The sequence below is a fragment of the Melioribacter sulfuriphilus genome (genome assembly GCF_051488685.1).
Taxonomy (GTDB): domain Bacteria; phylum Bacteroidota; class Ignavibacteria; order Ignavibacteriales; family Melioribacteraceae; genus Melioribacter.
The window spans coordinates 171,330-190,807 of record NZ_JBPSEH010000006.1; the positions used below are offsets into that span (position 1 = coordinate 171,330).

Below are 19,478 nucleotides of genomic sequence, written 5' to 3' on the forward strand. Positions count from 1 at the left end.
TTATGGGTATTGGTAAAATATTCGATATATCTGTGCGTACGATGGCAACATACCAGCGTGCTCTGGATGTGACTTCTCAAAACGTATCGAATGCTGGTAATGAGGAATATACACGTCAGAAAGTTGTATTTGGGACTGAACAAACTCAAGCTGGTATCGGAATGGGTGTTAAAATTCAGGATGTAGTTCGTGTGAAAAACGATTTGATTGATAAGCAGATTTATCAATACCAGTCGACTTATTCAGATGCCAATAAACGTTCAGAGTTACTTCAACAGGTCGAAACAATATTAGCTGAACCCGGAGATTACGGATTATCGAGCTATTTCAACCAATTCTTTAATTCGTGGAGTCAGCTGGCTACAAATCCAACATCGATCCAGTATCGTACTCAGATTGTTCAAAATGCTCAACGACTCAGTGAACGTTTTAAGGAGGTATATGATAGTATCAGCTCCATACAGCATCTTCTAAAAAATGAAACCGTATCGAAAGTAAACGAAATGAATTCTTACTTAAAAGAAATATATGATTTAAATAGGAAAATTTATGATAGCGAAGCAGTTGGAATTAAAGCCAGCGAGCTTAAGGATAGAAGAGATTTACTGTTGAGTGAGTTAAGTAAATTGGCAAATATAACAATCAGCAATAATGAATATGGCACTGTGACGGTTAGTGTTGGTGGTGTTCTAGCAGCCGACCGTAATGTGTATACTGAATTTACAGTAAAACTTGATGGGACAAAATTAAAAGTTGTACCTAAGTCGGATGAAAGTAGTTCTGTAGTACTTAATAACGGTGAATTGTACGCACTCACAGATCTTTATTCTAAGCAAATTCCAAAGTACAAAACCGACTTGGAAAACCTTGCCAATGTATTCATCGACAAAGTTAATGAATTGCACCGACAGGGATATACACTGGTTCAAAGTGGCTCGTCGTCTACCGATATCCCGTTTTTTGGGACGCTTAGCGGCGGATCAGTGGTCGATGCTTTCGTTGACGGAAAGATTAAGATCAATCCGGATATATTAAACAATCCAAAAAACATTGCCGCTTCTGGAGTGGCAGATAATGACGGAAATTCCGACAATGCAGTTAACATTGCAGGACTGGCGGACGTAAAATTTAGCGAACTTGGCGATCAGACTATGCTCGAAGCTTATTCTACATTCCTGAATAATTTCGGTCTGGAAAAAGTCCAAAGCGATAATCGAATTGAAACCAGCGAAATGGTTCTACAACAATTGAACCTTCAAAAGTCGTCTTACTCGGGCGTATCGATAGACGAGGAGATGACTAATGTGATTAAATACCAGCGCTCCTACGAAGCAGCTGCTCGATTAATACGTGCAGCTGATGAAATGCTCGAAACGATAATTCAAATGGTCTAACAGATGAGAATAACTGAAAACATATTGACAAATAAATATCTTTATAACCAAGATAAGATTAACAACGAAAAAGTTAAGATTCAGAATCAATTGATAACTAACAGTCGCATTGAAAAATTGAGCGACGATTTGTTTAACTCGCTTGAAATTATCAATATCGATTCTCAAGTAAAAAAAATAGAAACCTATCAGAAGAATATCGAGTATTCGAAAGAATTTGTAAAATTCACTATCAATTCATTAGATAATATTGTAGGCGAGACACAAAAAATTATTACACACGTTGTTAACATAGATAATGCGGTAAATGCTAATTTTAGCACGGTCGCTCAGTCTGTACGTGCTTCGTTAGAAGCGATTGTGCAAAATTTGAACGCAAAATACAACGATATGTATTTATTTGCAGGTACAAATTATTCGACTGATCCATGGTCAATTGACAGTAATGGGGAGGTAGTTACAAATTCTGCCGACATGAGCGGCGAGGTCAAAGTGCAGATCTCCAGTGGTATCAAGGATAGTATCAATGTCCCAGGCTCTAAAATCGAAAGCAGCGATTTGCTATCTACAATCAACGACATTATAGACTCGCTCGATTCAGGCACTGTACCAAGTCAAACGTTAAAAGATAGATTGAATGCAGCATACAAAGAAATCCTTTCGATAGAGTCGTTGACCGGTGAAAAATATAACAGATTGGAGGACATCTATACAATCCTCGATAACCAAAAACTTGATGCTCAGGACATGCTTTCGAAAAGGAAAGAAATAGATCCTGCTGAATTGTCGATTAAGTTACAGTATCAAGATTATCTACTGCAGTTGTCATATAAATTAGCCTCATCAATTTTACCCAAATCAATTCTGGACTATATGTAATGCGAAAATCGGGAGCTTTTATTGGTTTAACATTAGGAATTTTTTCAATATTCGGAGCTTTTATAATCGAAGGTGGTTCGATAAAAGCTCTTTTTATCGTTTCGTCGCTTGTAATCGTTTTTGGCGGTACATTCGCTGCAGTAATTATTGGATTCGGGCTTGATAACTTTAGCAAAATATTTCAATTAATCCGACTTGCATATTTTCCGCCCAAATACGATATAAAAAAGATTGTGGATATATTTATTGAATTGTCGATTAAAGCCCGAAAGGAAGGACTACTTGCCATTGAAAAAGATATTGTCAAATTTCCTTACAGCTTTCCCAGGAAAATGACAAAATATGCAATCGACGGAATTGATCCCGAATCGATTTATTCCCTTGCACAGATGGAAATAAAGGCAATGCAGGAACGGCATTACTCAAATATCTTTTTGTTTACAAAAATGGGAGGTTATGCTCCCACAATGGGAATTATTGGTACCGTTATGGGTTTGATTATGACGCTCGCAAATGCAGGAGCTGATCCGGACTCGTTGATTAAAAATATTGCTACTGCCTTCATTGCCACTTTGTGGGGTGTATTCAGTGCAAATATTATCTGGTTGCCAATTGGAGACAGACTTAAAAAATGCCATTTGGAAGAAAAAAATATGATGGAAGTAACTCTGGAGGGAGTAGTTACTCTCCTAAGTGGAGAGATTCCTTCGATAATGAAAGCGCGTCTGGTTGGAATGCTTCCGACTTCCGAACAGTACGAAAAAATAAGCGCTTAGATAACGAAGAAGAATTCCTTTTCAGAGAAGATAGTGATAAGGATCGGTATTTGATTACTTACGCCGACCTGATTACTCTTTTATTGGGTTTGTTCATCATTTTGTATGCAATGTCGAATATCGATACTGCCAAATATAAAAATGTGGTTGCTGCTATGGGAAATATATTTGGAAGTTCGGCTAATCTATCTGTATTGGAAGATGGAAAAATAATCCCTAGTCCAAAAGAAAAATTAGCCGACCAGTTATCGAGTTTGATCGAAACATATAATTACGGTTCATCTATAAGGCTGGAAGAGAATGAGCGTGGAATAACAATCCACATTCTGGATGACATTTTATTTCCATCTGGACAGGCAGCTCTGGACGAAAACGCAAAACTTGTATTGCAGAGATTGGCGCGTGTTATTAGAGCATTACCAAATGATATCAGAATAGAAGGTCACACAGACAATGTACCAATTAACACAGCACGCTATCCTTCCAACTGGCACTTGTCGGTTGACAGAGCGCTCAGCACGGCATATTATCTAATTAAGGATGAAGGCATTAAGCCAGATAAAGTTTCAATCGTGGGCTATTCAGAATATAAACCAATAGCCTCGAACGATTTGCCCGAAACAAGGGCACTAAATAGAAGAGTAGACATAGTAATATTAAAGTGAGAAGCTATGAAGGTTAAAACAAAACAATTCGGCGAAATTGAGTTTCCCGACGACCTTATTCTTAATTTTAAAGAAGGTTTGGTCGGCTTCGAAACTCTTCGTAAATTTATCTTGATAAAACCGGAAGATACTCTTTTTTACTGGCTTAACTCGATCGAAAATCCGGATATAGCTTTCCCGTTATTCGGACTTAGGTTAATCGACGAAGAGTATCCACAGGTTGAGAATCATGAAGCATTTGGAATCGTAATTCTGAATTCTGACCCGTTAAAGATAACAATCAACATGAAAGCACCTGTATACATTAACCAGGATAACAAAACGGGCTATCAGAAAATTCTTGACGAGGAAAAATATTCACTCTATTACAATTTATTTACAGAGTAAGCCATGTTAATTTTATCAAGAAAAGTAAACGAAGAAATTAAAATCGGGTCCGATATAACGATTAAAATCTTATCAATTTCAGAGAACCACGTTAAAATCGGAATATCGGCACCAGACTCAGTAGAAATTTATCGGGGAGAAATTTACGAAAAGGTAATCGAGATTTCACGCGAAGCCTCGCAACAGAAAGGCGTCGAAAATGTCGATTTGTCGAAATACAAAATTAAAAAGGTTAATAAATGACGACCTTTTTTGACAATAAAGTGCGAATCCTGGTGATCGATGATTCAGACATTATTCGTAATGTAGTTAAAAATTTTCTGAAGGAATATAATATTGAAGTCATAATGTCGAGCGATGGACTCGAGGGCATCCAGAAAGCCATCGAATATAAACCTAAATTAATTTTTCTCGATATAATGATGCCCAATCTTGATGGACTAAGAATGCTGAAAGTTATTAAAATTCTTGACGACCTGAAAAACATTCCAGTAATTGTAATTAGCGGACACACAGACAAAAAAAACGTTATCGAGGCAGTTGAATCAGGAGCGGTTAATGTCATTTCAAAACCATTAACAAAATCTGTTTTAATCAAATCGATTAAAGAAGCGCTTGGAGACGATTTTTTTTCAGAACTCAGAAACCAAAAGCTATTGAGTAACGAAGAAAAGAAAGAAATAAAGGAGACCATAAAAAAACTTTTTATTTCGAATTTACCCTCTAAAATCGAAGCCATCAAAGACGCACTCGTCAGTGAAAAACGAGAACTGTTAATGACTATTATCCATGAATTAAAAGGGAGCAGTGGTACAGTCGGTTTTAGAAATCTTTCTCGTATTTGTGCTGAAATTGAAGGTAAAATTTCCGATAATAATAATGACTGGCGTACAATTGAAAACTCAATTGAAAATTTGTTTAACGAAATCGAAGTGCTCGAAATTCTTAATTCTAAATAAGGTGTTAAAATGTTCGTAATTGTAGGTATTGCTGTAGTATTTATTTCAGTAGTTGCGGGTTTTACCATTGCAGGCGGTAATCTTGTACTTCTTATTCAGATTTCCGAATTTATTACAATTGGAGGTGCCGCAATCGGAAGTATTTTAATTGCGTCTCCACCTGTACTGTTGAAAAAAATAATAGCACAATTACCTACACTTTTCAAAGGTCATTCTGCTTCTAAAGAAGATTACATTGAGATGCTGAAAGCCTTCAGTATGCTCTTTCTTACTGCACAAAGAGAAGGTTTGTTGGCAATTGAAAAACATATCGAACAACCGGATAAAAGCGACATCCTATCGAAGAGTAAACTATTGATAGAGGATCCAATTAAAAAAGATTTTTTTTGCGATACAATGAAAGTGATGTTGGCAGGTTCAGTACCTCCGCATGAACTCGAAAACTTAATGGATGCAGAGATTGAAACATTTGAACTCGAAAATAAGCCTGTCTCAGAAACTATTGGCCGTGTCGGTGATTCGTTACCAGGTCTTGGTATTGTAGCGGCAGTACTCGGTGTAATTATTACCATGGGTTCAATTAATGAAGGAGCCGAAGCTGTAGGTCACCACGTAGCTGCAGCATTAGTAGGTACATTTTTAGGAGTTCTGCTTTCTTACGGTTTTGTCAACCCAATTTCTGCAAACCTGCATCATATTGTAGCAGACAAAGTCCAGGAATTGAAAATAATAAAGACATTCATACTTGCTTATGCAAAGGGGAATCCTCCTTTTGTAGCAGCTGAAATGGCAAGGCGCACAATCTTTTCAGATCACCGTCCTACTTTCAGTGAACTTGAAAATGCTTTAAGAGGTAAGAAATAAAATGGCTGAGGCATCGAATAAAAGACCCACATTAAAAAAGCAGGAAGAGCCTCCTCAGAGTATTTCGTACGACGAACAACCACCAATAATAAAAAAAATAAAAAAGGTCGATGGAGGACATCATGGCGGAGCCTGGAAAGTAGCTTATGCCGATTTTGTGACGGCCATGATGGCTCTTTTTATTGTGCTGTGGGTTCTCGGTCAAAGCGAAGAAGTTAAAGAAGCTGTAGCTGGCTACTTTAGCGACCCTATTGGTTTTTCAACTAAAGGTAAAAGCATTCTTGAAGGCAATTCAAATTCTTTAATAGATTCCAAAATTCTCTCGGAAATCGAGAGGAAAGAATTAGAACGACAAGAACTCGAAAAGATGGGAGAAAAATTAAAGGAAGAACTTGCCAAAGAAACAGAATTAGAAAACCTTTCCGACCAGGTTAAAATCGAGGTTGTCAAAGAAGGTTTAAGAATTGAATTAATCGATTCTGCTAACGATATCTTTTTTGAAGTTGGCACTGCTGAACTAAAACCTGAAGCTAGGCGCATCTTAAGTAAAATAGGTACAGAAATTTCTAAAATGAATAATAAAATTATTATCGAAGGACATACTGATGCACGGCAGTATAGAAATGACGGTACTGGATATACTAACTTTGAACTCAGTACTGATAGAGCTAATGCAGCCAAACGCGTTCTTGTGGCAGCAGGTGTTTCCGAAAAACAGATCGATGAAATTAGTGGCTATGCCGATACACGCCTGCGTGACCAGAATGATCCTTACAGCTCAATTAACAGAAGAATAAGCATCACTCTCAAATATTCAAATGATTAAATGACATCTGATAAGAAAAAAATATTGATCATTGAAGACGACCAACTATTACAGGATTTTTACCGAATTTTATTCGACAAAATTGGATTTGATACCATTATTACGGAAGATACTGAGGAGCTTTTTTCTTATCTCAATGGTAATGATGTAGCTTTGATTATAATGGACGTAAGTCTAAGAAATACATATCTGGGAAAAGAAAAAATCGACGGTTCTAAACTTTCGCGGTATATTAAAGAAAATTTTGTTAATTTAAACGTGCCAATACTCTTAGTTACAGCATACTCGAAGAGCAAAGATGGCGGCAGTTTATTAATTGAAAGCAAAGCAGACGATTACGTCCTGAAACCGATAGTGAGTATCGACTTATTTTTACAAAAAGTAAACAGGTTGGTATATGAAAGATAAAATTCTTGTTGTAGAAGATGAAAAAGATACCAGATTTATACTGGAGAAACTACTTACTCGTAACAATTATGAAGTGGCAACTGCGATTAATGGCGAGGATGCGCTCGAAATATTGAAAAATTTTAGTCCGAAAGTAATACTTGCAGATTGGACAATGCCTGTATTAGACGGACTTTCGCTTTGTAATATTTTAAAGGCGGATGAAAAATTAAAGACGATCTATTTTATTATATTGACAGCGCGTTCGTCATTGAAAGATCGAATAATGGGACTTGATATTGGTGCAGATGATTTTCTGGTAAAACCGGTTGAAAATCAGGAATTGCTTGCCCGCATCAGGTCAGGAATCCGCATTTATAACCTTCAAAATGAATTAAAAAATGCGGAACATAGTAAAGCCGTTGTCGACCTTGCCTGCACAATCGGACATAAAATTAATAATCCTCTCAGTAGTTTAATGCTTTCGTTAAAATCCATTGAAAATGAACTTAGTGACGAAAATAAATTGAAATTGGCCGACGACCTCAAAGTAATGAAAGAATCTGTCGAAAGAATTAACAAATTCGTTCAGCAATTGATTTATCTCAAAAATCCAGAGGTAGTCGACTATATTGACGAAAACAGAATGATCAAAACCGACTAATCTAAAGAATTTGCCTTTTCCTTCGATAATAATATCGGAGGAAAAGGTATGCTCGAAAAAATAGTCAATATTAGTCCTAATACCGATTATAAAAAATCCAGCGGTAACTATAAGCTCAATCGCAAAAGCAATCCTTATGCCTTTTCTTCAATAATTAACAACGACACAGTTTCAATTTCGCCAGCCACTGCATTATTATCCAGTTACGGCTGGAAATTGAACAATTTTAGCAGCAGCAATGATAAAATTGAAATTTCATTTGAATATGAGAATTTTTTATTTGTCGCCTCGCTCGAATTAATCGAATTATCAAAATATCGTCAGATCAATTATCGGGTAAGCAAATCAGTAAATAAATATTCAACTGAAGTTACTATAACGATAAGCCTTTCCGCTCCTCTCTCTGAGACTAAAAAAAATATCATTTCCTCCCAAAAAATGGACAAACTGAAAGCCTTTTTCGAGCATATCAAGGAAGTTACTCTTTCGAAACCGAATATCATTACCGACTCCTTAACGCTCGATACTCTTTATGCGGATTCTAAAAATGAATTGAAAGAAGAATTCTTCTTTTTAAACAATTGCCTCCTGAGATTTATTGAGACATATTTATCTAAAAAGATAGATATAACAAGTAATGAAGGTGTCGAGCATGATTTCAAAATAAAAAGTATTCAGATAAAATAGTTTATGCATAATAAATACATTGCAGAAGATAATACGAATTTCGTTGAGGATTTAAAGCTCTATAAGGAATTGCCGGCAAGCAGGGCAATTGTTATTGTCGACTCTTCTTTGAATATACTGTATTGCAATTCGCTCTTCACCGATATTTTTCATTTAAATATCAATGACAGCCTACACCGATTAAATCCAACCTCAGAATTTTTATTTCTTATTAAAGGGTTCCTCAATAAGAATTTCAGGAATTTAACATTCGACGTTACTATTAATACAGATTATGATAATGGGTCAAATCCATTTCAGGTTGATATAGAAAGAATATTTATAAAAGGGGAACAGTTTTTTCTAATCAACGTCGACACCCAGAAAAATCGCAAGGAAATCGAATGGAAAATCGATTCACTCCACACGGCACTCGACTTAGGAAATGTTCCCATAATAATTGCGGATGACAAAGGAAACATTGTTTTTGCAACTCATTCAGTTGAAAACATACTCGATAAAAGTATTGAAGAGCTCTTTTATCTAAACATTAAAACACTATTTAAAGAATTTTTGAACGACGAGTATGACTTGTTTTTGCGGGCTGTCGATTCTAAAACTGGTTGGAAAAAAATCATAACTTTGAAAGGAAAAGAAAAGGAAGAATTCTGGGACATACATCTTCATCCCTTTGTCGCCACATATAATCGATACAGTGGTTTTATTATAAGTGCACACGATTTAACTGAGATTATTTATCAAAAACAAATAATCGAACAATCAGAAAAGAAACAAAAGCTCATTATCGAAAACATTTCGGACCTCCTTTTAATAACTCGCAGAGAAAATGGCAATCTCGTATTGGACAATGCCAACGATAATTTTTGTAGATTGTTTGAACTGAACAAGTCCGAAATAATGAACCAAAAATTAAGTGATATTATTTCAGAAGATTTATATAATAAAATTCAACAGTCGATTTCTGAGATAGAAAACGGTCCTCTGGAATTATATGAATTTGGTTACGAGTGTAAAAAAGATAGGCATTATAATTGCAAAGTAACGTATACAAATGCAGGTGCTGGCGACGACAAAATATTCATAGTTACTCTAAAGGACATAACAGAAGAGAAGAAATACAGGGAACAGCTCGAAGTAAGCTATCTGAAAGAAGTCCAATTAAATAAAATGAAGTCGAATTTTTTGGCTAATATTTCGCACGAAATCAGAACCCCATTTAACGGAATTATTGGTTACTCAGAGATTATCAACGATTGCCTCGAAGCAAAAGATTACGTCGCCATAAAAGAAATAACGGAACAAATGAAAGATGTATTGGGACGCGTTCTAGAATTATTTACAAATATTGTAGACTTATCGCAGATTGAATCGGGCGAAATCGAAATTGAAAATGTTGTTCTAAACTGTAATCAGATAATTAAGCACGTCTACGACAAGAAATATAGAGAAGCCGAGAAGAAAGGGCTCGAATTCAGAATGGAGCTGAGTGATAGCGAAGCCATGATTGAAGTTGACTGGGTAAAACTTGAGAAAATTATAGAACTGCTGGTTGACAACGCCATTAAATATACTCATAAAGGATATGTTTATCTGGGCAGCAGAATTGAAGGAACAAAAATTAGAATTATAATTGAAGACAGCGGTATCGGTATGAATCCAGGAGATATAGAGCGACTATTATCTCCTTTCAGTCAGGAAGTTGAAGGTTACACCAGACCTTATGAAGGATTAGGACTGGGGCTGACGATTGCTTACAAGTTGACTAAACTTATGAACGGAAATTTCGAAATTAATAGTGAGAAGAATAAAGGTACTCAAATTGTGATTACTTTTGAATACAAAGATTACGGAAGGGAATAAATGCCCGAAGCCTTAGAGAACCATATTGTAAAGACCAGTGATAAAGGAGAAATTATCCCGAAGTTCTATAAACTCGGTAGAGAGTTATTTGAACTCTCTTTTAAAGGGGAGTTCGATTATATAAAACATATTAAAGACAATATTAAGATATTATCTTTTGACATTCCTGAAGAACTCAAAGAAATTTTCATTCCCTTCAACGTTGCGCCTATTTATTGGGTTTATGATTCCTGGTTGCTGGCGCAAATTGAAGAATATATGAAAGCAAATTTCAACCGAGCTAAATATTTCGATTTGCACAAATCGATTAAAGAGAATTATTCCAAATGGGCAACGGCACAAATAAGAGGCGAAAAAGAATACTATGCCAACCTGACGATGAGTTTTATTGAACGCGATATTTATAAACATAATTTCTTTAAGTTCATTATTCAGGCGATACTTCATACATATCATAACGCTATTTATAATTTTCAAAAGGCAGACGGTCTCTTCAACGAAGTAAAACAGATGGTATCGACTTTGAAATTGCAAGATCAGGTATTGCATGAATTGCTTTATATCGTAAATCTTTTCCATGGATTTCTTTATCTCAAAGAAAAGAAATATGCAGATGCAAATAATCTTTTTAAAGAGGCTGTTGAAACAAAACAAAACGGCATAACTGCTAAAATTTACAGTGCTTTGTGTGAACTAAAATTAAACAATAGAGAAATTGTTGAGTACTACATTCGAGAGGTAATTACATACGATTTTCATAGAATGATTGTAGCCCTTGATGTAAACAATTTCGGTATGTTCAACTATTTCCTGATAAATGCTCTGGTTTACAATTTATTTTACGAAAAGGATTTTGCACCGGCGGCACAATTAATATCAGATACCCTGAGTCAATACAGATTAACTGAAGAAAATTCTTTAAAGAAAATAGCAGATAAAATTACGCTGTTAAAAGAATTAAAAGTCGACGAGTACATTACAGAAGATATAAATAAGCATTTTACACTGCTGGATAAGATTATTAAAACTTATGCTGAATCCAACAACACGCTTATAATTGGTATGTATCCTGAATTTAGACGTAAATATGATGAAGTGCTCGATCTGATTATCGAAGAAAAGAAAAAGAGAGAATACAAGGAAATTGAACAGAGTCTTGTCAAATACGATAAAGCGATAAATGACTATTCAGAAACAATTAAACGTTTGAAAAAAGAATTAGATACATTCCATGAAAAGGTTAAAAGTAACTTAGACGAAACAATTAAAAACATTAATTCGAATTACGAAGATGAAAAGCAAATTATAGAAGAAAGAATACTGCAGTTACCACACATTGAAAGATATAACCCAGCAAAATCATTTTCGGCAAATATGGTTAATAATACAATTATTGCGCTTATAGTATTTTTAATTGGTGGTTTGGCGGGGTATTCAAACGAAGCGGTTGGATATTCTGCAGGATATAATTCCACGATCATGATGATAATAATATCAGGACTAAGGTGGGGAATTATAAGTTTCCTAATCGGTGTATTAATTTCTGGAGTCATAGCAGGTTTTGTATTAATTGATAGGATCGATGAGAAACAAAAACTTGTAAAAAAACTTAATAGTTTGAAATTACAGAGGGATCGCCTTATAAAAGAAGCAGAGGAATACTCAAAAGACAAAGAGACGATAATGAGGAATAGCATCACAGCCAGTATAGAACAGCACAAAAAACAAATTGATGAAATACAGGAAGAAAGAGAGAAACATCGTAAGCGTATAACTGAAGAGATAGAAGAAAATATCAAGAAATTTACAGAAACACTCAACACTGTCCGATAAGTACTGCCTGTCTAATATTAGCCATCACACCAATATTATTCATATGAATATTCAAAATGATTGGATAAGAATAGAAATATGCATGGCATTTTTTTTGAAAGACAAGTATAAGAAAATAACAAAATGAACAATGATGTGAAAATACTGATTTTAAAATTTGGTGCTTCAGGAGATGTAGTGAGGACTACTCCACTCTTGCATTTATTCAAAAATGAAAATATAGATTGGATTACTTCAGATCAAAACGCTGTCCTTCTTAATGATAATCCAATGATATCAAGAGTACTGACGCTCTCAAATATCAAAGAAGTTAAATTCCATAATTACGATTTAATAATAAATTTAGAGGATAATATTAAGGCTGCACAAATAGTATCAATGTTAAAATCAAAAGAAATTTTTGGTTGTTATTTAGACAATAATAATAAGTTAGTATATACGGAAGATTCTGCTGGTTGGTTTGATATGAGTCTTATTAGCAGATACGGTAAAGATAAAGCAGATGAATTAAAATTCAATAATAAATTATCTTTTCAAGAAATTATATTTAAAGGACTAGGATATAATTTCGTAGGTGAACAATACATTTTACCGAAGACTCCAGAGTCATATTTAATTGGTGATATTGCTATAGCTCCTACTGCTGGAGAAAGGTGGCCAATGAAAAATTGGGCATTTTATAATGACCTAATTTCGATTTTAATTAAAAAAGGTTGGAATGTAAATGTATTACCACATCGACCTTCATTACTAATGCATCTTGCTGATATTAAAAACCATAAATTACTTATAAGTGGAGACAGCTTACCAATGCATTTGGCACTAGGTTCAAATATTTATTGTATTACACTTTTTTTATGTACAAGTGCAAGTGAAATCTATGATTATGGAATTCAAAAAAAAATTATATCTCCATATTTAAAAGAGTTTTTTTATAAAAATGGATATAGTGAAAAAGCAGTAAAAGCAATTAGCCTGGATAAAGTTTTACATGAGTTTAATAATTTTAAAATTAGTAAAGAAATATCATTGGTTAGCTAAATTAATAGTAGATGTTACAATTATTAATAACAACTTATTTTATTATTTCATTGGATAATGAATTATGTATACACAAAAAAATACTTACGCAGCACATTACGTATTATATACTTATGATTTTTTCCTTGAAGAATCTATAGAAAGTGTTTATCCATATGTTGATGAAATTTTAATCGCAAGGACACTCAAACCATGGTACGGTGAGGCAGTTGATTTAAAAGAAACAGAAAAAGTCATCCAAAAAGTAAAAGAGAAATTTGGTGATAAAATATCTATATACAGCGATATTTTCCCCGATGAACAAACTCAAAGAAATTTTTTATTAACAATTTCGAAATCCAAAGGACATTGTGGAGCGTTTATTGTTGACTGTGACGAAATTTTCCTACCGGGATCTTTTGAAAAAATAATAAATTTTATTAAAGAGCATAATCCCTTAGCTTTAAGAATCCCTTATTTAACCTTCATCAAAGATGCTAGTTTTTGTGTCTCTCCTCCATATGAAACAAATTTATTTTATGTAAAACCAACTTTAGAAGCAGCGTTTACATTTGCAAGAAAGATCAATTTACAAGAAACAACGATGCCATATGATAATCCTGAGATAATTCATTTTTCATATGTAAGAGAAACAGACGAGCAAATTTGGACAAAAGTAAATAGTTTCATGCATGCTAATGATATAGATTGGGATAAATGGTATCGGGAGATTTATTTAAAATTCAATCCGTACATAAAAAACTTTCATCCAGTATATCCAGAGACTTGGAGAGGACTCCAACTATTTGATGTTAATAAATTTGGTAAAAAACTTGTATCAAAACTGAGAAGTTATGGCAAACTATTTTATTATGATAAAATCTATAGTTCTGATATGATAAAATTACACCTGGGTTGTGGCGATAAAATATTAGATGACTATATAAATATTGACCTTTATAATAATAATGCAGAACTAAAACTTGATATTACAAATCTTGACTACTTTAAAGATGATTCAGTTGATGAAATATTTATGAACGCAGTATTTGAACATCTTTATACTTTCGAGCAAATTCCTGCATTAAAGGAATGGAGGAGAATTCTAAAACCTGGAGGCAAATTAATTATCAATTCTATTCCAGATTTTGATATAGTTGTGGATGCTTATGTAAATAAGAAGCCGGGTAATGTCAGTGAAGTATTTAATTTGTATGAAGTATCGAGATATACGCATGGAGAATATAACTCTGGAAATAAATTGGGCCAAATACATAAAGATATATTCACAAAAGAAAAAATAATTCAGTTATTAAAAGATACCGGTTTTGATGTTATCTCAATTAAAAATGTTAATTGGGAAGATGAGCCTATTCCATGCAATATAAATGTGATTGCAACTCCTATCAAACCTGAGAAAAATAAAAATCAAGGATGGTATAATGAAAAAAATTTTAATGACAAATTACCATTTAACAATCGTAGTCTTCTTTGGGAGGCCGAAAAGCTAATCAACCAAAGGAAACTTGAAGATGCAGAAAAAATCTTATCACGAATACTTTCTGATGAGTCTTGTAATCAAGATGCATTAAATGACCTAGCATATATAAAAATTTTAAGAAGGGATTATTTAGAGGCGCTAGATAATATTATCTCAGTCCTTCTGATAAATCCTAATAATGAAATAGCATGGAATAATATATCCTATTTAATTGATTATAAGTTTTTAGAAAAAGATTATGTTGCAGAGAGACTTAGGAAAAATTTTAAGATCCCCTTATCTTTTACCAAAATCAATAATTATCAAGAATTTATTAATTATGAACACAGAACAAGACTAGAATTCAAAAAGAGAGAAAGACTAGAAAGAGAAATAATAGATTCTAATGCTGAAGAATTTACTTATAACGGCTTTTGTATTGTTTGTGACGATATTATGCCTTTCAAAGTAGATTACTGGAAAGCATATAACATTAATGGCGAGCGTGTCCCTAACTGGAGAGAAAGACTAATATGTCCGAATTGTAATCTAAACAACCGGATGAGACTAACGTATCATATAATCAAAGAAATATTTCCCAATTTCAAAGAAATTTCTGTTTATGCAACAGAGCAGACAACAATCTTGTTCAGACTTTTACAACAAAAAAATCCTCAAATCATTGGAAGTGAATTTTTAGGCAGCGAAGTTCCGCCAGGACATATAAATCATAATGGGATAAGAAATGAAGATTTCACGAGTTTATCATTTAGAGATGAGCAGTTTGACTTAATAATTTCACTAGAAGTACTTGAGCATATCCCTAATTATAAAAAAGCTATAAGAGAAAGTTACAGGGTACTAAAAAAAAATGGAAAATTTTTCTTCACTGTACCTTTTGACAGAAATGAAAAAAAGAATCTTATAAGAGCTGTTATCAATCAGGATGGCAGTATTAATCATATTCTACCACCAGAATACCATGGCGACCCGTTAGGCAGAACTGATGGTTGCTTATGCTATTATCACTTTGGCTGGGAACTGCTGGATGAACTTAAAGCCGCCGGATATAAAACTTCATATGCGCTTTTCACTTACTCAAAGGAGTATGGCTATCTAGGTGGTGAACAAATATTTTTTATAGCAGAGAAAGGGGATGAATAGATGTTTGAAAATCAGAAGTTCTTAAATGACCTTCAAAGTCTTTATGATTCATCACGCTCAGATGAAACTGTCAACTTCATAATCTCACTTCTGGACAATAATAATTTATCTAAAGAAAATAAAAGCTTCTTAAAATTTTATCTTGCACGTGAATATTTCTTTCGCAATGAGTTAGAGAATGCTGAAAAATTATTTTGTGAGTTAGTAGATAATTCCATAAAACAGTTTAATTGTTTATTTTATTTAGCCGAAATCTTTTGGAAAACTAACAGACAACAGGAAGCAATACTTTTATTAAATAAAATTTACTCTGTAAATCCTGAGCTCAAGCATCTGCTCAAAAATATATCTCTCAAGCTCCGAGAAATAGAAAAGCAAAACAAATCTTTTTTATTGTCAAGTTCAAAAATTCTGCTTGAGGAAAAAAAATCTTTACCTCTTATATCAATAATAATTCTTTGCTATAATAAGGTTGATTTCACCAAAAAATGTCTCAGTGCATTGTTTGAAAATACAAACTATGAAAATTATGAAGTAATTGTTCTTGACAATGGTTCTGTTGATGATACACCTGACTATCTTTTGAGTTTTGGTGAAGCCATTAAATTAATTCGTTCAAATACAAATCTGGGATTTGTAAAAGGTAACAACTATGCAAGTCAATTTGCGTTAGGTGATTACATAGTATTTCTTAATAATGATACGGAACCGCAGCAGGGATGGTTAAATCATCTCCTTCATACATTTGATTATCATAAAGATGCAGGAGCTGCAGGTTCAATGCTGATTTACCCCGATGGTAAACTTCAGGAAGCTGGAGGCATAATATTTAATGATGCTTCAGGCTGGAATTACGGAAGAGGTAATTCACCGAATGATTCAAAATACTCATATTGCAGAGAAGTTGATTATTGCTCTGGAGCCGCCTTGATGATACGAAAAGATTTATTTGACCAAATCGGAAAATTTGATGAAAGATACTCGCCTGCATATTATGAAGATACTGACTTGTGTTTTAGTGTAAGAAAAATCGGTTATAAAGTTTATTACAATCCGTTTTCCAAAGTAATTCATCACGAAGGAACTACCGCTGGGACAGACCTCAATTCTGGTTTTAAGAAATATCAGGTTGTTAATTCTTCTAAGTTTATTGAGAAATGGCGAACAGAATTAAAAAAACAATATCCCAGCAACCCAAATTTAAGGTTTTTATTCTCTGATAGAAATAAAGGTAAAAGAATTCTTATAATCGATGATATACCGCCACTTCCAGATAGGGCAGCTGGTGCGTTAAGACATTTCCATACTCTTAATGAAATGATTAACCTCGGCTATAAGGTAACTTATGTTCATTTAATGGGTCAACAATATACTGATTACTATGCTTTAAGATATCTAACTGATTTTAGAATGCGTGGTGTTGAATTTATTTGGTTTAACTATGAGTATTGGTATAATATTAGATACACAGAAGAGGGAAACAATTATATTAAGTCATTAATAGCATCACTTGAACTTAGAGATCGCTATTATGATTTTATATACATTGCGTTCTGGCACATAGCTGAATACTTTATCGACATTATTAAATCGCAAGTACCTAACATCCCAATTTTAATTGATACTATGGATATACACTATCTTAGAGAAGAACGTGAATGCGCTCTTTCAAATAATGCGATATTAATGGAAAAAATAAAAGAAAATAAAAAAAGGGAGTTATTAGTTTATTCAAAGGCAGATGTAATTACTACTGTAACTGAATCAGACAGAGCTGAATTAAGGAAGTATATTAAAGATAAACCTATCTTCATATTAACGGATGTTCATATTATAAGAGAAAATACTCCTTCCTATAAGGATAGGAAAGACTTACTATTTGTAGGTAACTTTAATCATAAACCGAATGAAGATGCGGTTCTATTCTTTGTAAAAAGAATATTCCCTAAAATAAAATTAAATCTTCCAGATATAAAATTATTTATTGTAGGTAATAACCCATCGGAAAACATAAAAGTACTTGATAGTAATGATATTATCGTCACTGGATGGGTGCCAGATGTAAAAGAATACATTGATAGGTGCCGTATTGAAGTTGTTCCTTTAAGGTATGGTGCAGGTAATAAAGGTAAAGTAGGAGAAGCACTCGCGAATGGACTTCCAATTGTAACCACTTCAATAGGTGCGGAAGGAATGGGAATTGAGCACGGTCTACACGCCTATGTAAGTGATATCCCAGAAAAATTTGCCGAGTTAGTTGTTGAGTTATATAATAATAAAGAATTATGGTCAAAATTTTCAGCTAAAGGTAAAGAACTTATAGCTTCTCAATATTCAAGCAGCCAAATGAGAAAGCGAATACAATTCATTTTTAATCATACCAAACAGTCTCTAAAAAGTACTTCTGCTCTCAAATTTTCATCTCCGCCAAAAGTGAGTATTATTATTGTTGCTTACAATCAAATTGAGTACACAAAAAAATGTATACAAAGTATTCAAAAGTATGTAACTGAAAATTATGAGATAGTCTTAATTGATAATGCTTCAAATGATGGGACAATGAAACAATTATTTAATAATGATGGCTTACTAAAATATTATCGAAATGAATATAATTACGGTTTTCCTGTAGCTATTAATCAAGGTATCTTGAACTCTTTGGGTGATTATATACTAGTTCTGAATAATGATACAGTATTGACAGAAGGTTTAGTAGAACGTATGATTGAAATTGCCGAAAGTGATTCTTGTATAGGTCTCGTAGCTCCTCTTAGTAATGAGGTAAGCGGTCTGCAAAAAGACAATAATGCCAAATATAATTCGCTTGAGGAAATGCATGAATATGCAAGGTCGCTAAAAGAAAAGAACAAAGGGATAATCTTGCAATTTCCGAGAGTAGCTTTTCTTTGTACTTTAATAAAACGAGAAGTAATTGATAAAATTGGGGGGCTCGATGAACGGTTTACTCCTGGTAATTTTGAAGATGATGATTTCTGTTTGAGAGCACAATTAGCTGGCTTCAAAACTGTAATTGCAAAAGACGTTTTTATCCATCACTATGGTTCAAAGAGTTTTAAAGCAAACGGTATTGAAGCATACAAGAAAAGATTGGAAATTAATAGAAAAAAATTTGTTGAAAAATGGGGAGCCGATCCTGATGAAATATGGTTACAAAACAAAAGTATAAAATCACATCAAATATATTATCCTATAGATATTGATCTTTGCAAACAGTATTTCGAAAGAACTAAGGTATTTCTAAAAGATAATGAATTAAGGCTAGCTGAAGAATCCATAGTAAAAGCAATAGAAAATTATAAAGAAGGTAATGCTAGTATTATTGATAATGATGACCTAATGAATTTAGCCGGCAATATATTTCTTGCCAATAGTAATATTTCAGATGCTCAGCACTACTTCGAAAAAGAACTCAACTTGAATCCACAATCATCATCGGCTTGCTTTGGATTAGGACAGGTATTTCTGATGCAAAATAATTTAGAAGCAGCCAAAGTAATGTTCGAATGGGCAGTTAAAAATGATCCCAACAATACTTCAGCAGTCGATGCTTTGGCTAATGTTAATAATTTGCTCGGTTACGAATTAAATCATTCAACATTAGAGGTGAGTTAG

General features: G+C 33.6%; 17 protein-coding genes and 1 pseudogene. All 18 read left to right on the forward strand.

All coding sequences use genetic code 11. The features are described 5' to 3' along the window. Positions 1–2 precede the first annotated feature (2 nt). The 18 genes and pseudogenes from flgK (at position 3) to ACSSV9_RS09815 (ending at position 19,478) form a co-directional block, all read left to right on the forward strand. Positions 3–1,394 (forward strand): flagellar hook-associated protein FlgK, encoded by a 1,392-nt coding sequence (gene flgK / locus ACSSV9_RS09730; protein ID WP_437347061.1) that lies wholly within the window; start codon positions 3–5, stop codon positions 1,392–1,394. Positions 1,395–1,397: 3 nt separating this feature from the next. Then, a complete protein-coding gene (locus ACSSV9_RS09735; protein WP_437347062.1) occupies positions 1,398–2,273 on the forward strand; it encodes a flagellin family protein in 876 nt (291 codons plus the stop codon). Continuing rightward, positions 2,273–3,049: a motility protein A gene (locus ACSSV9_RS09740; RefSeq protein WP_437347063.1), complete on the forward strand. Its 777-nt coding sequence runs from the start codon at positions 2,273–2,275 to the stop codon at positions 3,047–3,049. Before ACSSV9_RS09735 ends, ACSSV9_RS09740 begins: the two co-directional genes overlap by 1 nt. Positions 3,050–3,093: 44 nt before the next feature. After that, positions 3,094–3,204: pseudogene (locus ACSSV9_RS09745) on the forward strand (flagellar motor protein MotB); the annotation flags it as partial. Next, positions 3,205–3,714: an OmpA/MotB family protein gene (locus ACSSV9_RS09750; protein WP_437347128.1), complete on the forward strand. Its 510-nt coding sequence runs from the start codon at positions 3,205–3,207 to the stop codon at positions 3,712–3,714. Between the two features lie 6 nt (positions 3,715–3,720). Next, on the forward strand, positions 3,721–4,101 hold the full coding sequence (gene fliW, locus ACSSV9_RS09755) for a flagellar assembly protein FliW (protein ID WP_437347064.1): 381 nt from the start codon (positions 3,721–3,723) through the stop codon (positions 4,099–4,101). A gap of 3 nt (positions 4,102–4,104) precedes the next feature. After that, complete coding sequence (gene csrA / locus ACSSV9_RS09760) at positions 4,105–4,344, forward strand: carbon storage regulator CsrA (protein ID WP_437347065.1); 240 nt, start codon at positions 4,105–4,107, stop codon at positions 4,342–4,344. Next, positions 4,341–5,060 (forward strand): response regulator, encoded by a 720-nt coding sequence (locus tag ACSSV9_RS09765; protein WP_437347066.1) that lies wholly within the window; start codon positions 4,341–4,343, stop codon positions 5,058–5,060. The genes csrA and ACSSV9_RS09765 overlap by 4 nt, the downstream gene beginning before the upstream one ends. Before the next feature lie 9 nt (positions 5,061–5,069). Continuing rightward, complete coding sequence (gene motA, locus ACSSV9_RS09770) at positions 5,070–5,924, forward strand: flagellar motor stator protein MotA (RefSeq protein ID WP_437347067.1); 855 nt, start codon at positions 5,070–5,072, stop codon at positions 5,922–5,924. A 1-nt stretch (position 5,925) separates the two neighbouring features. Further along, entirely contained in the window at positions 5,926–6,750 is an 825-nt protein-coding gene (locus ACSSV9_RS09775) for an OmpA family protein (RefSeq protein WP_437347068.1), read from the forward strand. Next, positions 6,751–7,158: a response regulator gene (locus ACSSV9_RS09780; protein ID WP_437347069.1), complete on the forward strand. Its 408-nt coding sequence runs from the start codon at positions 6,751–6,753 to the stop codon at positions 7,156–7,158. Continuing rightward, positions 7,148–7,801, forward strand: coding sequence for a response regulator (locus ACSSV9_RS09785; RefSeq protein WP_437347070.1), 654 nt, complete (start codon positions 7,148–7,150; stop codon positions 7,799–7,801). Before ACSSV9_RS09780 ends, ACSSV9_RS09785 begins: the two co-directional genes overlap by 11 nt. A 48-nt stretch (positions 7,802–7,849) precedes the next feature. Continuing rightward, positions 7,850–8,488 (forward strand): hypothetical protein, encoded by a 639-nt coding sequence (locus tag ACSSV9_RS09790; RefSeq protein WP_437347071.1) that lies wholly within the window; start codon positions 7,850–7,852, stop codon positions 8,486–8,488. Positions 8,489–8,491: 3 nt separating this feature from the next. Next, entirely contained in the window at positions 8,492–10,348 is a 1,857-nt protein-coding gene (locus ACSSV9_RS09795; RefSeq protein WP_437347072.1) for a PAS domain-containing sensor histidine kinase, read from the forward strand. Next, the gene (locus tag ACSSV9_RS09800; protein ID WP_437347073.1) at positions 10,349–12,181 is read left to right on the forward strand and encodes a hypothetical protein; all 1,833 of its coding nucleotides are present in this window, start codon (positions 10,349–10,351) and stop codon (positions 12,179–12,181) included. It abuts the gene before it with no gap. Between the two features lie 135 nt (positions 12,182–12,316). Continuing rightward, the gene (locus tag ACSSV9_RS09805; RefSeq protein WP_437347074.1) at positions 12,317–13,222 is read left to right on the forward strand and encodes a glycosyltransferase family 9 protein; all 906 of its coding nucleotides are present in this window, start codon (positions 12,317–12,319) and stop codon (positions 13,220–13,222) included. A gap of 64 nt (positions 13,223–13,286) precedes the next feature. Then, entirely contained in the window at positions 13,287–15,845 is a 2,559-nt protein-coding gene (locus ACSSV9_RS09810) for a methyltransferase domain-containing protein (RefSeq protein ID WP_437347075.1), read from the forward strand. Further along, positions 15,846–19,478: a glycosyltransferase gene (locus ACSSV9_RS09815; RefSeq protein ID WP_437347076.1), complete on the forward strand. Its 3,633-nt coding sequence runs from the start codon at positions 15,846–15,848 to the stop codon at positions 19,476–19,478.